This is a genomic window from Agrococcus citreus, assembly GCF_039527715.1.
Classification (GTDB): Bacteria; Actinomycetota; Actinomycetes; order Actinomycetales; family Microbacteriaceae; genus Agrococcus; species Agrococcus citreus.
Map to the genome: position 1 here is coordinate 227,678 of NZ_BAAAKK010000006.1, position 12,902 is coordinate 240,579.

Below are 12,902 nucleotides of genomic sequence, written 5' to 3' on the forward strand. Positions count from 1 at the left end.
TCGCTCTACTGCTCGGCGTCTACTGCTCGGAGACCGTGCGGCGCTCGATGCGCTTCTCGATGTCGGTGCCGACCTCGATGATCCGATGCACGAAGACGCCCGGCAGGTGCACGGCATCCGGGTCGATCTCGCCGGGCTCGACGAGCTCCTCGACCTGCGCGATGCAGATGCGGCCGGCCATCGCCGCGGGCGGCGAGAACTGGCGGGCGGCCTTGTTGAAGACGAGGTTGCCGTGGCGGTCCCCGCGGAGCGCGTGCACGAGCGAGAAGTCGGTCGTGATGGCCTCCTCGAGCACGAACTCCTTGGGCTCGCCGTCGACGTCGAACGTCGCGGTGGGCTTCGGGGCGGATGCCTTGACGACGGTGCCGTCGGCGTCGTAGCGCTGCGGCAGCCCGCCCTCCTGCACCTGCGTGCCGACGCCCGTGCGCGTGTAGAAGGCCGCGATGCCCGAGCCGCCGGCGCGGAGCTTCTCGGCGAGCGTGCCCTGGGGCGTGAGCTCGAGCTCGAGCTCGCCCGTGAGATAGCGGCGCTCGAACTCCTTGTTCTCGCCGACGTACGAGGAGGTCATCTTGTCGATCTGCCCGTTGCGCAGCAGCAGCCCGAGCCCCCAGTCGTCGACGCCGCAGTTGTTCGAGACCACCTCGAGGTGCTGGACACCGCGCTCCTCGAGCGCCCGGATGAGCGCCATGGGGTTGCCGGAGAGGCCGAAGCCGCCGACGGCGAGCGTCGCCCCGTCCTGGATGTCGGCGACGGCCTCCGCCGCGGAGCCGTAGGTCTTGTCGATCGCCATCGGTCAGCGTCCCTCTCTGTTGGCTACTGCTGTGGGGTCGGATGCTGGCATCCGGTCGTGCGCCGGTCCGTGCGCGGTCGCGACGAGCGAGACCGCGTCGGCCACGGCATCCACCCCTCGGCCCATCAGGATCGTGTAGTGATTCGTGCGCTCGACGTCGCGGACCTCGAGCTCGGGCAGCCGCGACGACCATGTCGCGACCCACTCGTCATCGTAGAGGCCCGGCTCCTCGTCGAAGAGCCCGCGGGGGCTGCGCAGCAGCACCATCGGCACGTCGAGCCGCTCGAGCGCCTCGGCGTAGCCGCCGCGGCCGTCGAGCTCGACGAGGTTGGCGACGACGGCGTCGGGCGCGGCGGAGGGCCGCAGCGCGCCATCCGCGTCGACGAGGTCGTAGTCGACGTACTCCTCGATCGCCGGGCTCCAGTGGGGGCCGAAGGCGGGGTGCTCGCGCCAGAAGGCGCGGTAGTCCTCGGCCGACGGGAAGGTCATGCGGAGCCGCTCGATCGCGGGGCCGAGCACGTCCTCGGGGCTCAGCGCACTGCCCTCCGGCGCGGGGCGCAGCGGCAGGCCGCCGTCGACGAGCACGAGCGACTCGACGAGCTCGGATCGCGCGGCGGCGAGCCGCACGGCGACGAACGCGCCCATCGAGTGCCCGACGACGATCGCGCGCTCGAAGCCCGCGGCGACGATCGCGTCGGCGACGTCGGCGGCGTGCTGCTCGAGCCCGAACGGCCCCGGCAGGGATCGCGAGCCGCCGCGGCCGCGCAGGTCGACGGCGAGCACCGGCCCGTCGAGCCGTGCCGCGAGCGGCGAGAACGAGCGGTGGTTGGCCGTGATGCCGTGGATCGCGACGACGGGCGTGCCGCGCGCATCCGCCCGCCAGAGCGTCGCGACGAGCTCGCCCCCGGCGACGTCGATCCGCAGCGGCCGCTCCGTCATCGGGTCGTCCATCCGCCATCCATGACGTACGAGGCGCCCGTGGCCATGGCCGCATGCGGGCCGACGAGGAAGAGCGCGAGGCCGCCGATCTCCTCGGGCTCGAGCAGCCGCTTGATGGCCGGCTCGGTGAGCATGATGCGCTCGAGCACCTCCGACTCGGGGATGCCGTGGATCCTCGCCTGGTCGGCGATCTGCGCCTCGACGAGGGCCGTGCGCACCCAGCCCGGGTTGATGCAGTTCGACGTGACGCCGTGGGCGGCGCCCTCGAGCGCGGTCACCTTCGAGAGCCCCTCGAGACCGTGCTTCGCGGCGACGTAGGCAGACTTGAACGGCGAGGCGATGAGGCCGTGCACGCTCGAGATGTTGATGATCCGGCCCCAACCGCGCTCGATCATGCCCGGCATCGCGGCGCGCGTGAGCAGGAACGGCACCTCGAGCATGAGCGTGTGGATGCGTCGCCACACCTCGGGCTCGAACTCGACGATCGGCGCGACGCGCTGGATGCCGGCGTTGTTGACGAGGATGTCGGCCTCGAGCGAGAGCGACTCGAGCGCCGCGACGTCGAGCAGGTCGACCTCCCACGACTCGCCGCCGAGCTCCTGCGCGAGCGCCGCTGCCGCCGCGCCGTCGCGGTCGGCGATGACGACGGTCGCTCCCTCGGCCGCGAAGGCCCGTGCGATCGCGGCGCCGATGCCTGCGGCGCCACCCGTGATGACGGCCCTGCGGCCGGAGAGCGTGCTCATGAGTCCTCCTTGGTGCGCGCCGCGGTCGCGGCGCTCGTCGTGGTCGAGACGGGCTCGGGCGCGAGCGGCGCGGCGGTGCCGAGCGCACGCTGCACGAACGCGACCATCTCGTCGAAGACGTGCTCGGGCACAGGCGTCGCTGCGGAGCCGTAGGCACCGGAGTCGCCCGTCGGCCACAGCACGTAGCGCATCCCGATCATCTCGCCGACGCCCATGAGCGCCCACGCGGCGACCTCGGGGTCGATGTCGCCGATCTCGCCGGTCGCCTTCGCTCGCGTGAGCCCGTCGCGGTAGCCGTCGACGATGCGCTCGTAGTGCGCGCGCATCGCGCCGGGCGAGACGAACTCGGCCTCCCGCACGACGCGGTAGAGCGCGGGGTGCTCGGCGGTGAAGGCGAAGAACTCGCGGAAGCCCTCTCGCTCTGCCTCCGCGCGGTTCGTGCCGCGCGCCGCGCCGTCGCTCATGGCCTTGCGGACCCGCCGGTTGAGGTCGTCGACGAGCTGCTCGAAGAGGTCGAGCTTCGACGAGAAGTAGAGGTAGAACGTGCCCTGCGCGACGTGCGCGCGCTCGGTGATGCGCGAGATCGACGCCGCCTGGTAGCCCTGCTCGGCGAACACGGTCTCGGCCGCCGCGAGCAGCTTGGCCTTCGTCAGCTCGCCGCGCTTCGTCCTCGGCTCGTTCATCGCGCCTCCGCCCTGGCAGCCTCGAAGGCCGCGGTGAGCGCCCGGCGCAGCGGCTTGCCGCTCGTCGTGCGCGGGATGCTGTCGACGACGAGGAAGCGCTTCGGGTGCTTGAAGTCGGCGAGCCTGCCGTCGAGGTGCGCGCGCAGCGCTGCGGGCTCGGCCGGCTCGGCGAGCACGACCCACGCCACGAGCTCCTCGCCCCAGCGCTCGCTCGGCACGCCGGCGACCGCCGCGTCGGCGACCGCGGGGTGCTCGAGCAGCGCGAGCTCGACCTCGATCGGCGCGATCGACTCGCCGCCCGACCGCACGATGTCCTTCACCCGGTCGACGATGCGGATGCGCCCCGACGCGTCGCGCGCGACGAGGTCGCCCGTGCGCAGCCAGGGGCCGAGGAAGGCGGCCTCGGTCGCCTCGGGGTCGCGGAAGTAGCCGCGGAAGACGCCGGGGCCGCGCACGAGCAGCTCGCCGGCGCCCGCGCCGTGCTCGACCCGTCCGGCGACGAGCAGCGCGACGTCGACGTGCGGATACGGGCGGCCGACGGTGCCGGCGTCGCTCTCGTCGCGCGTGATCGCGACGTTGGGCGCCGCCTCGGTGAGCCCGTAGCCCTGCCGCACGGCGATGCCCTTGCGCGCGAGCTGCTCGGCGGCGCGCGGGTCGAGCATGCCGCCGCCGACGACGGCGCTGCGCACGCTCGAGAGGTCGCGGGCCTGGAAGTCGGGGTGCTGCACGAGCGCGCGGAACGTGGTGGGCACGCCCATGGTCGCCGTCACCCGGTGCCGCTCGATGAGCGCGAGCGCGCGACCGGCGTCGAACGTGCGCTCGAGCACGACGCTCGCGCCGACCCACCACGCGAGGAGCGGCTGGATGTTCCAGCCCGCCACGTGGTGCTGCGGCAGCACCTGCAGCACGACGTCGTCGGGCGTGAGCGGTGTCGCGCGAGAGAGCGAGAGGTTGGCCCACGCGCAGTTGGCGTGGCTCAGCACGACCGCCTTCGGGGCGCTCGTCGTGCCCGAGGTGAAGAGCATGAGCAGCGCGTCGTCGTCCTGCGGCGCCGCGGCGGCGACGGGATGCAGCGCATCCGGCACCGACGACTCCGCGCCGGCGGCGCCCAGCCCCGTCGTCGGGATGCGGGCGTCGGCGAGGCGCTCCAGCGCTGCTTCCGCGACCGGCCGGTGGTCGTCCTCGACGAGCAGCAGCGAGGGATCGGCGATCCGCAGCTGCGCCGCGAGCTCGCCCGCCGTGAGCCGCCACGAGAGCGGCACGAGCGTCGCGCCTGCTTTCGCGCACGCGAACAGCAGCACGACCTGGTCTGCGGTCGATCCCGTGACGGTCGCGATGCGCGCGCCGCGCCCGTGGCCCGCTTCGCCGAGCGCGTGGGCGAGCGCCGTCGCGCGCGCCTCGAGCTCGCCGTAGGAGACGACGACGCCGCGGTCGACGATCGCCGGCCGCGCGGGCTCCGTCGCGGCGCGGTCGGTCGTCCAACGTCCCAAGGTGAAGGGCCCTGGCGATGTCGGGCCCGCCGTCTGCGCGTCGAGAGCCATGCGCCTAGGCTTCCATGTCCTGCAGCACCGCGGGCTCCTCGACGTCCTGCTTGGTGCCCTTGCGGCTCGTGACGCGGTGCGCGATGCCGACGATGCCGCCGGGCGCGAACATCACGACGAGCACGAAGAGCATGCCGAGGATGAACAGCGGCTCCGAGAGCGGGATGCGCAGGATGTCGGGCAGGCCCGCGATCGCGTCGCTCGAGGCGAGCGCCGCGAGTCGCTGGTCGAGCAGCGTGTAGACGATGCCGCCGACGATCGCGCCCCAGCGGTAGCCGACGCCGCCGAGCACGACGATCACGAGCAGGGTGAGCGTGAAGTCGCTCGTCGAGATGCGCGGCGTCGCGCTCGACTGCAGGAGCATGAACCCCATGCCGGCGACAGCGGCGAGCACCGCGGCGGCGGAGAACAGGAACAGCCGCACCAGGTAGGGCCGCAGCCCCAGCACCGTGACGCGCAGCTCGTTCTCGCGCGCGGCCGCGACGACGTGGCCGAGCCGCGAGCGCTCGACCCACACGCACGCGAGGTAGACGATCACGAGGATCGCGAGCGCCATCCAGTAGAGGTTGCGCGTGTTGACGACCCCGACGAGCCACTCGGGCACGACGGCGACGGTAAGCGTGATGCCCTCCTCGCCGCCGGTGAGGCCACCGACATTGCGCCGGATCATGACGTTCATCGCCTGCGCGATCGCGAGCGTGACCATCGCGAACGAGATGCCGCTCACCCGGAGCGCGAGCGCGCCCACGAGGTTGCCGAGCACGAGCGCGACGACGAGCGTGATGGCGATCGCGAGCAGGAAGACGACCTCGCTCGGCATGCCGGTCGGCGCGAGCAGCCGCAGGATGATGCCGAGCCCGTACGCGCCCGCGGCGAAGAACATCGCGTGGCCGAACGACAGCATCCCCGCCACGCCGAAGATGAGGTGGTAGCTGAGCGCGAGCGCCGCGATGAGCATCGCGTACGCGAGCACGGTGAGCGTGCCGGGCGTGTAGGTGGGGCCCGGCAGCACGCCGGGGATGTCGATCGCGAGCAGCGGCAGGATCGCCGCGATGACGACGACCGCGGCGCCGACGAGCAGTCGGCCCCAGAGGGAGGTGAGGAAGGTGCGCATCGCCATCTCCTAGTGCTTGACCTTGCCCATGAGGCCGGTCGGTCGGACGAGCAGCACCGCGGCGAGCGCGAGGACGACCGCGAGGTCGCCGGTGCCGCCGAGGTAGAAGTTGGCGAACTGCTGGATGACGGCGACGAGCACCGACGCGATCGCGGCGCCCGAGAGCGAGCCGAGGCCGCCGATGACCGTGACGATGAACGCGTAGATGAGTAGCGACGTGCCCTGGTGGGCGCCGACCTGGCCGTAGTAGACCGAGGCGAGCACACCGCCGAGGCCGGCTGCCGCGCCGCCGATCGCGAAGACGATCGTGAACGCGCGGCGCACGTCGATGCCGAGCGCGGTCACCATCGTGCGGTTCTCGACGCCTGCCCGGATGACGAGCCCGTAGCTCGTCTTCTGCAGGAACAGCACGATGCCGACGAGCACGAGCACGGCGGAGCCGATGAGCAGCCATCGGTCGTTCGGGATGTTGGCGCCGAGCACGTTCGTCGTCTGGCCGAGCCACTCGGGCAGCCGGATCTGGATCGGGTCGGTGCCCCAGATGCCCTCGAAGAGGGCGACGGATGCGAGGCCGAGGCCGACGGTGACGAGCACCTGCTCGATGTGCCGGTTGTAGAGCGGGCGGATGAACACGAGCTCGGTGATGGCCGCGACGAGCGCGCCGACGACGAGGCCGACGAGCATCCCGACGAGCAGGCCGCCCCAGCTGCCGTCGCCGACGCGGCGCCCGACCTCCCAGCCGAGGAAGCCGGCGAGCGTCAGGAAGGAGCCGTGGGCGAAGTTGAGCACGCCCATGAGGCCGTAGATGAGCGAGAGGCCGCTCGCCACCAGGAAGTAGAGGGCGCCGAGGCCCACGCCGGTGATGAGCAGGAGCAGGACGGTGGTCACGCGGCCTCCTGGTCGGTCGAGACGCCGAGGTGGCGGTGCACGAGATCGGAGTCGAGGAACTCGGCGGCCGGGCCGGTGTGGACCACGCGGCCGCCCGAGAGCACGACGACGGTGTGCGCGAGCGCGCGCACGACCTGGAGGTTCTGCTCGACGAGCAGCATGGGCGTGCGGTCGGCGGCGGCCTCGAGCGCCGTCGTGACGGTGCCGACGATGAGGGGCGCGAGGCCCTTCGTCGGCTCGTCGACGAGCAGCAGTCGGTTCTCGTTCATGAGCGCGCGAGAGAGCGAGACCATCTGCTGCTGGCCGCCCGAGAGGGTGCCTGCCTGCTGCTTCGCGCGCTCGATGAGCTCGGGGAAGAGCTCGGCGACGATCGCGCGGTTGGGCGCTCCCCCGCGCTCGGCGAGCCGCAGGTTCTCCTCGACCGTGAGTCCGCCGAAGACCTCGCGATCCTCCGGCACGTACGCGATGCCCCGCTGCACGATGCGGTGCGTGAGCAGTCCGTCGATGCGGGCTCCGGCGAACGTCACCTCGCCGGTGCGCTCGTAGAGGCCGAGCAGCGCCCTGATGGTCGACGACTTGCCGACGCCGTTGCGGCCGAGCAGCGCGGTGACGCCGTGCTCGGCGACGTCGAACGAGACGTCCTCGACGACCTGCTGGCCGGCGACCTTCGCGTTCAGGCCGCGGACGGTCAGGATGGCGGTCACACGGTCTCCCCGAGGTAGGCCTTCTGGACGGCAGGGTCGGCCATGACGGCCTTGGGCGTGTCGATGGCGAGCAGCTCGCCGTGGTGCATGACCGCGACGCGGTCGACGAGGCCGAGCAGCACCTCCATGTGGTGCTCGACCATGAGCACGGTGCGGCCGGATGCGTGGAGCCTGCGGATGACCTCGACGAGACCGCCGACGTCGCCGGAGCCGACGCCCGCCATGGGCTCGTCGAGCAGCACGACCTCGGGCTCGGTCGCGAGCAGCATCGCGATCTCGAGCTTGCGCTTGTCGCCGTGCGAGAGCACGCCTGCGGCGGTGCCGGTGTGGTGGGCGAGGCCCACCTCCTCGAGGCAGCGCGCGGCCACGCCGCTCGCCTCGTCGTCGGCCCGGGGGAACCGCCACGGACTGGTGGCTCCCCCGAGCTTCGACTGCGCCGCGAGGCGCGCGTTCTCTCCGACGGTGAGGCCGGGGAAGACGCTCGAGGTCTGGAACGTGCGGCCGAGACCGGCCCGCGCCCGCTGGTGCACCTTGCGACCGGTGACGTCGTCGCCGCCCAGCAGCACGCGGCCGCTCGTCGGGACCGAGACGCCCGAGATGATGTTGAACAGCGTGGTCTTGCCAGCACCGTTGGGGCCGATGACCCCGACCATCTCGCCGGTCGCGACCTGCATCGAGACGTCGCGCAGGATGCGCGCGCCGCCGATCTGCAGGCCGACGGCGTCCAGCTGGAGCGCGGGCTCGGTCATCGCTCGCCCTACTCGGCGGCGACGGGCGGGGCGACCGCCTCGGCGTCGACGATCTCGATGAGCTCGGGCATCCACGTGCCGCCGTCGTCGACCAGTCGCACCTGGAACATCGGCTGGATGAGCGCGTGGTCCTCCGCGCGGATCGTGAGCTCGCCCTTGACCGACTCGAACGTCCAGCCCTCGAGCGCGCCGATCATCGCGTCGACGTCGCCGCGACCCTCGGTGATCGCGTGCACGAGCATCTGCGCGCCGACGAAGCCGTCGACCGTGAACAGGTCGGCCTCGTTGCCCGCCTCCTCGAGGAACGCATCCATCGCCTGTGCGGCGTCGGTGTCGGTCGCGCCCGGGAAGTAGTGGTTGAGGAACTGGATGTCGGCGGAGCCGGGACCGTAGGCCTGGTACGACGCGCGGTCGGCGAGGCCGGTGACGACGGTCGTCGACTCGAGCACCTGCTGCTGCGAGAGCGCCTCCCACATGGCGCCGGTGGTCGCGCCGGCCCACGCCACGAAGACGAGGTCGGGCGAGGCTGCCGAGATCTGCTGCGCGAACGGGGTGAACTCCGTCGCGTCCTCGGCGACCAGGATGGGCGTCACGGTCGCGCCCTCGCCGCCGAGCACGGCCTGCACCGAGGCGACGTTGCCCTGGCCGAACGCGTTGTCCTGTGCGAAGACGACGATGTTCGAGCCCTCGACGCTGTCGAGGAAGGTCGCGGCGGTCGCGACGTCCTGGAGCGTCTGGCGGCCGGAGCGGAAGGTCTGGTCGTTGACGCCCGTGATGGCGTCGGCGGCTGCCGGGCCCGAGAGGAAGAGCGTGTTGTTCTGCGCCGCCTGCTCGGCGACCGCGAGCGAGACGCCCGAGGCCGCGGAGCCGCCGATGATCTGGAAGCCCTGGCCGATGACGTCCTTCGCCTGCGTGACCGCGGTGTCGGGGTTGCCCTGGTCGTCGATCCACTCGATGGTGAGGTCGATGCCGTCGATCTCGCCCGTGCCCTCGGTCGCGTAGTCGAGGCCGGCCTCGAAGCCCTGCTGGTAGCTCGCACCGTAGGCGGCGAGCGGGCCGGTGATGGAGGTGATCATGCCGACGCTGACGGCGACCGACTCCTCGGCGCCCTCGGAGCCGGCTGCGGTGCCTGCGGGGGCGGGCGCCGTGGTCGGCGCGCACGCCGTGAGCGCGAGTGCGGCGAGGGCGATGCCCACGCCTGCGAACTTCGTTGTCCTGCGCATGAGTTGCCTTTCGAGCAGTGCGAGCCTCAGCTGGCGCTGCTCGGCGGGCGAGCGAGCACTCCGTCGTGCGGCTTCACGGTGTCTAGAACCTGACAGGTGGTTCAGGTTTCAGGTTCCAGCATGCGAAGGAAGTCGTCGCGTGTCAAATGGGCGCCGCGACCGTGACCGGATCGTGATGATCCGGCGTACGCGTCCGGTCGCGAGATGGACCCGATCCTGGCTCGTGGACACCGAACATCGGGTCCAGGAACCAGGAACGGGTTCGCCGGCAGCGCCCGCTCAGCGGGCGAGCTCGGACCAGCGCACGTCGAGCCGGTCGAAGCCGGCGTCGATGCCCTCGGCCATGCCGCTCGCGTAGGCGCCGTCGCGCATCTCCTTCGACGGATACGTGATGACGGTGCGCATCGTCGTCACCCCATCCGTCTCGGTGAACGTCACGACGTTGTGCGTCGGCGGCAGGTCCATGCCGCCCATCGCCGAGCCGCCCATCTGCTCGCTCGAGACGAGCCGCACGGGCGGCTCGGCCTCGAGCACGTCGCCCTTGATCTCGAGCTCGCCCTGCGCGTCGACCCACACCCAGCGGAACGAGCCGCCGGTGCGCATGTCCATCTCGCAGACGGGGAACTCGGTCTCGGGGTCGGGGCCGAGCAACCAGGTGCGGACGATCTCAGGCTCGGTGTAGGCCCGCCACACCTCGGAGGCCGGCGCCTGGAAGGTGCGCTCGTAGACGATCGAGGTGTCGTCGGGCATCGTGAATCGGGTCTTCATGGTCGCTCCTTGTCGGTTCCCGACTGCAGGTGCGCCTCGAGGCGGTCGAGTCGGGCGTCGACCTGGACCTCGAACTGGGAGACGAAGACGGCAGCGCGGATGAGCGGCGCGAGCTCGATGATCCGATGGATGCGCTGCGCGTCGCGCTCGGCCCGCACGAGCCCCGCCTCCTCGAGCACCTTGCAGTGCTTCGAGACGGCGGGCTGCGTGAGGCCGGCGAGCGCGGTGAGCTCGGTGACGGTCGCGGGGCCCGATCGCAGCCGCAGCAGGATGCGGCGGCGGGTGCGGTCGGAGAGCGCGGCGAAGATCCGGTCGAGCGTCTCGTCGTCGAGCTCGGGCTCCATGTCCATCACCTCCTGATTCTATAACCAATTGGCAATGTACGCGTGGCCGGCGCGAGCGTCAACCCCTGCCGTCGAGCTGCTCCGCGCTGCCCATCGCGGTGCCGCGAGCGGTCCCCCGCAGCCCGGCCGCCGCATCCGCGCAGCGCCCGATGAGCGCCTCGAGCGGTCCGCGCGCGGCCGTGCCCGCGAGCAGCGCCCCGATCCCGAGCGCGATCGCGACCTGCAGCGCCCACGCGATCCAGCCATCCGCGAGCCACGACGCGCTGCCGGCGGCGAGCGACTGCAGCCCCGACAGCAGCGTGATGTGGACGACGTAGATCGTGAGCGGCGCGCCGCCCGCCGCGCGCAGCGGCTCGACAGCCCGCCGCACGCGGCTCGGCAGCAGCGAGACGATGAGCGACAGCAGCGCGATGACGAGCAGGGCGATGCCGACGGTGCGGGCGATGTCGGCCGGCGTGCCCGTGTGGGGCGCCGCGAGCAGCTGCCAGAGCGGGTCGACGCTCGGCACGCTGCCGTAGCCGTTGCCGAGCAGCACCTCGCGCGCGAGCGCCGGCTCCCCCGGGTGCCTCGCGTCGCCCAGCAGCCGCAGCCCCAGCTCGCTCGCGCCCACGCCGAGCGCGACGAGCACCGCGCCGAAGCCCGCGAGCCCGACGAGCGCCCCGCGCTCGCGACCGCGCGCGCGGGCCGCGGTGAGGGCGCGCGCGACGAGCATGCCGATGAGCAGGTAGGCGAGCCACGTGATCGCCGGGTAGACGCCCGTCAGCACGATGTCCTGCAGCGTGCCGAGCGGATCGACGACGAGCGTCGCGATCGAGTGCGTCCCATCGAGCACGCCGAGCCGGTCGCGCGCGGTCGCGACGAGCGAGCCGACGAGCGCCGTGAGCGCGAGCGCGCTCGCGGCGACGACCCACGTCGGCAGCAGCAGGAAGACGGATGCGGCCATGATCGCGACGCCGAAGGGCGCGAGCACGACGAAGACGGCGGTCGCGATCGGCACGATGAGCAGGCCGAGCACGGCGACGAGCAGGCCGCGCGCGAGCGTCGAGCGCACGGCCGCCGCGCGCTCCCCCGCCGCGAGCCGGGAGCGGGCGGCGAGCGCCACGCTCACGCCCCCGAGCACGGCGAAGAGCGTCGAGGGAGGGCCGTCGATGAGCGCCGTGACGCCGGCGCCGACGGGCGGGTCGGTGAAGGCGAGCGTATGCGCGGCCATCATCCCCGCGACGGCGACGAGCCGCGCGAGGTCGACGCCCACCAGGCGCTCCGAGCCGCTCACGCCCCCATGGTCTCGCACCCGCGCCCCCGTGCGTCGAACGTCCCCGAACGGCGGGTTTCGCGGACGGGAACCCGCAGTTCGGGGAAGCTCGGCGTACCGGAGCGGGTCAGTCGCGGTGCGAGTCCTTCTCGAGCCACTTCTCGGCGCGGTGCTCGGCGATGACGCGGCGGGCGGTGCCGGTCTTCGAGCGCAGCACGAGCGACTCGGTGCGGATCAGCGGCCCCTTGCGGCGCACGCCGTCGAGCAGCTGGCCGTCGGTGACGCCGGTGGCGACGAAGTAGGTGTTGTCGCTCGAGACGAGGTCGTCGAGCGAGAGCACGCGCGAGAGGTCGTGCCCCGCCGCGATGACCCTGCGGTGCTCCTCGTCGCTCTGCGGCGACAGGCGCCCCTCCATGAAGCCGCCGAGCGCCTTGATCGCGCACGCGGTGATGACGCCCTCGGGCGTGCCGCCCGCGCCGGCGCACATGTCGATGCGGCTCTCCCAGCGGGATGCGTTGATGCCGCCGGCGACGTCGCCGTCGCGCATGAGCCGGGTGCCGGCACCCGCCGCTCGGATCTCCTCGATGAGCTCCGCGTGTCGCGGCCGGTCGAGCACGGCGACGACGATCTCCTCGACGTCGCGGCGCTTGGCCTTCGCGAGCTCGCGGATGTTGTCGCCGATCGACTGCTCGAGCGAGATGACGCCGATCGCCTCGGGGCCGCCCACGAGCTTGTCCATGTAGTACGCGTCGACCGGGTCGTACATCGTGCCGCGGTCGGCCACGGCGATGACGCTGAGCGCGTTCTGCCGGCCGGCGGCGGTGAGCGACGTGCCGTCGATCGGGTCGACGGCGATGTCGCAGGACGGGCCGCGGCCGTTGCCGACGTGCTCGCCGTTGAACAGCATGGGCGCCTCGTCCTTCTCGCCCTCGCCGATCACGATCACGCCGTCGAACGCGACGGTCGCGAGGAACGTGCGCATCGCATCCACCGCCGCGCCGTCGGCCGCGTTCTTGTCGCCGCGGCCGATGAACGGCACGGCGCGGATGGCGGCGGCCTCGGTGGCTCGCACGAGCTCCATCGCCAGGTTGCGGTCCGGATTGTCGAAGACCGGGGCCTTCTGCGAGTCAGTGTGCTGCGCCACGGTGTTCCTCCATCGGTGAG

General features: G+C 72.3%; 14 protein-coding genes. All 14 read right to left on the bottom strand.

The window, feature by feature from the left end:
* Window positions 1-19: 19 nt before the first annotated feature.
* A complete protein-coding gene (locus tag ABD106_RS14235) occupies window positions 20-790 on the bottom strand; it encodes a CoA transferase subunit A (protein ID WP_343921523.1) in 771 nt (256 codons plus the stop codon).
* A gap of 3 nt (window positions 791-793) precedes the next feature.
* Window positions 794-1,741, bottom strand: coding sequence for an alpha/beta fold hydrolase (locus ABD106_RS14240; protein WP_343921525.1), 948 nt, complete (start codon window positions 1,739-1,741; stop codon window positions 794-796).
* Complete coding sequence (locus tag ABD106_RS14245; RefSeq protein ID WP_343921527.1) at window positions 1,726-2,472, bottom strand: 3-hydroxybutyrate dehydrogenase; 747 nt, start codon at window positions 2,470-2,472, stop codon at window positions 1,726-1,728. Before ABD106_RS14245 ends, ABD106_RS14240 begins: the two co-directional genes overlap by 16 nt.
* Complete coding sequence (locus ABD106_RS14250) at window positions 2,469-3,155, bottom strand: TetR/AcrR family transcriptional regulator (RefSeq protein ID WP_343921529.1); 687 nt, start codon at window positions 3,153-3,155, stop codon at window positions 2,469-2,471. Before ABD106_RS14250 ends, ABD106_RS14245 begins: the two co-directional genes overlap by 4 nt.
* Window positions 3,152-4,696, bottom strand: coding sequence for a class I adenylate-forming enzyme family protein (locus tag ABD106_RS14255; protein WP_343921530.1), 1,545 nt, complete (start codon window positions 4,694-4,696; stop codon window positions 3,152-3,154). The genes ABD106_RS14250 and ABD106_RS14255 overlap by 4 nt, the downstream gene beginning before the upstream one ends.
* A 4-nt stretch (window positions 4,697-4,700) precedes the next feature.
* The gene (locus tag ABD106_RS14260) at window positions 4,701-5,810 is read right to left on the bottom strand and encodes a branched-chain amino acid ABC transporter permease (RefSeq protein ID WP_343921532.1); all 1,110 of its coding nucleotides are present in this window, start codon (window positions 5,808-5,810) and stop codon (window positions 4,701-4,703) included.
* 9 nt (window positions 5,811-5,819) lie between these two features.
* The gene (locus tag ABD106_RS14265; RefSeq protein ID WP_343921534.1) at window positions 5,820-6,698 is read right to left on the bottom strand and encodes a branched-chain amino acid ABC transporter permease; all 879 of its coding nucleotides are present in this window, start codon (window positions 6,696-6,698) and stop codon (window positions 5,820-5,822) included.
* Window positions 6,695-7,402, bottom strand: coding sequence for an ABC transporter ATP-binding protein (locus ABD106_RS14270; RefSeq protein ID WP_343921536.1), 708 nt, complete (start codon window positions 7,400-7,402; stop codon window positions 6,695-6,697). Before ABD106_RS14270 ends, ABD106_RS14265 begins: the two co-directional genes overlap by 4 nt.
* The gene (locus ABD106_RS14275; protein ID WP_343921538.1) at window positions 7,399-8,151 is read right to left on the bottom strand and encodes an ABC transporter ATP-binding protein; all 753 of its coding nucleotides are present in this window, start codon (window positions 8,149-8,151) and stop codon (window positions 7,399-7,401) included. The genes ABD106_RS14270 and ABD106_RS14275 overlap by 4 nt, the downstream gene beginning before the upstream one ends.
* Before the next feature lie 8 nt (window positions 8,152-8,159).
* Window positions 8,160-9,374, bottom strand: a complete 1,215-nt coding sequence (locus ABD106_RS14280; RefSeq protein WP_343921540.1) for a substrate-binding domain-containing protein — start codon at window positions 9,372-9,374, stop codon at window positions 8,160-8,162.
* Between the two features lie 279 nt (window positions 9,375-9,653).
* Window positions 9,654-10,142, bottom strand: coding sequence for an SRPBCC domain-containing protein (locus ABD106_RS14285; protein ID WP_343921542.1), 489 nt, complete (start codon window positions 10,140-10,142; stop codon window positions 9,654-9,656).
* Window positions 10,139-10,492, bottom strand: a complete 354-nt coding sequence (locus tag ABD106_RS14290; RefSeq protein WP_343921621.1) for an ArsR/SmtB family transcription factor — start codon at window positions 10,490-10,492, stop codon at window positions 10,139-10,141. The genes ABD106_RS14285 and ABD106_RS14290 overlap by 4 nt, the downstream gene beginning before the upstream one ends.
* Before the next feature lie 52 nt (window positions 10,493-10,544).
* A complete protein-coding gene (locus ABD106_RS14295; protein WP_343921544.1) occupies window positions 10,545-11,759 on the bottom strand; it encodes a heparan-alpha-glucosaminide N-acetyltransferase domain-containing protein in 1,215 nt (404 codons plus the stop codon).
* 106 nt (window positions 11,760-11,865) lie between these two features.
* Window positions 11,866-12,819: a class II fructose-bisphosphatase gene (gene glpX, locus ABD106_RS14300; RefSeq protein ID WP_343921623.1), complete on the bottom strand. Its 954-nt coding sequence runs from the start codon at window positions 12,817-12,819 to the stop codon at window positions 11,866-11,868.
* Window positions 12,820-12,902 lie beyond the last annotated feature (83 nt).

Excerpts from the sequence above, each read along its gene's own strand:
- ABD106_RS14235 (WP_343921523.1), bottom strand. The coding sequence starts at position 790 with ATGGCGATCGACAAGACCTACGGCTCCGCGGCGGAGGCCGTCGCCGAC.
- ABD106_RS14240 (WP_343921525.1), bottom strand. The coding sequence starts at position 1,741 with ATGGACGACCCGATGACGGAGCGGCCGCTGCGGATCGACGTCGCCGGG.
- ABD106_RS14245 (WP_343921527.1), bottom strand. The coding sequence starts at position 2,472 with ATGAGCACGCTCTCCGGCCGCAGGGCCGTCATCACGGGTGGCGCCGCA.
- ABD106_RS14250 (WP_343921529.1), bottom strand. The coding sequence starts at position 3,155 with ATGAACGAGCCGAGGACGAAGCGCGGCGAGCTGACGAAGGCCAAGCTG.
- ABD106_RS14255 (WP_343921530.1), bottom strand. The coding sequence starts at position 4,696 with ATGGCTCTCGACGCGCAGACGGCGGGCCCGACATCGCCAGGGCCCTTC.
- ABD106_RS14260 (WP_343921532.1), bottom strand. The coding sequence starts at position 5,810 with ATGCGCACCTTCCTCACCTCCCTCTGGGGCCGACTGCTCGTCGGCGCC.
- ABD106_RS14275 (WP_343921538.1), bottom strand. The coding sequence starts at position 8,151 with ATGACCGAGCCCGCGCTCCAGCTGGACGCCGTCGGCCTGCAGATCGGC.
- ABD106_RS14280 (WP_343921540.1), bottom strand. The coding sequence starts at position 9,374 with ATGCGCAGGACAACGAAGTTCGCAGGCGTGGGCATCGCCCTCGCCGCA.
- ABD106_RS14285 (WP_343921542.1), bottom strand. The coding sequence starts at position 10,142 with ATGAAGACCCGATTCACGATGCCCGACGACACCTCGATCGTCTACGAG.
- ABD106_RS14290 (WP_343921621.1), bottom strand. The coding sequence starts at position 10,492 with ATGGACATGGAGCCCGAGCTCGACGACGAGACGCTCGACCGGATCTTC.
- glpX (WP_343921623.1), bottom strand. The coding sequence starts at position 12,819 with ATGGAGCTCGTGCGAGCCACCGAGGCCGCCGCCATCCGCGCCGTGCCG.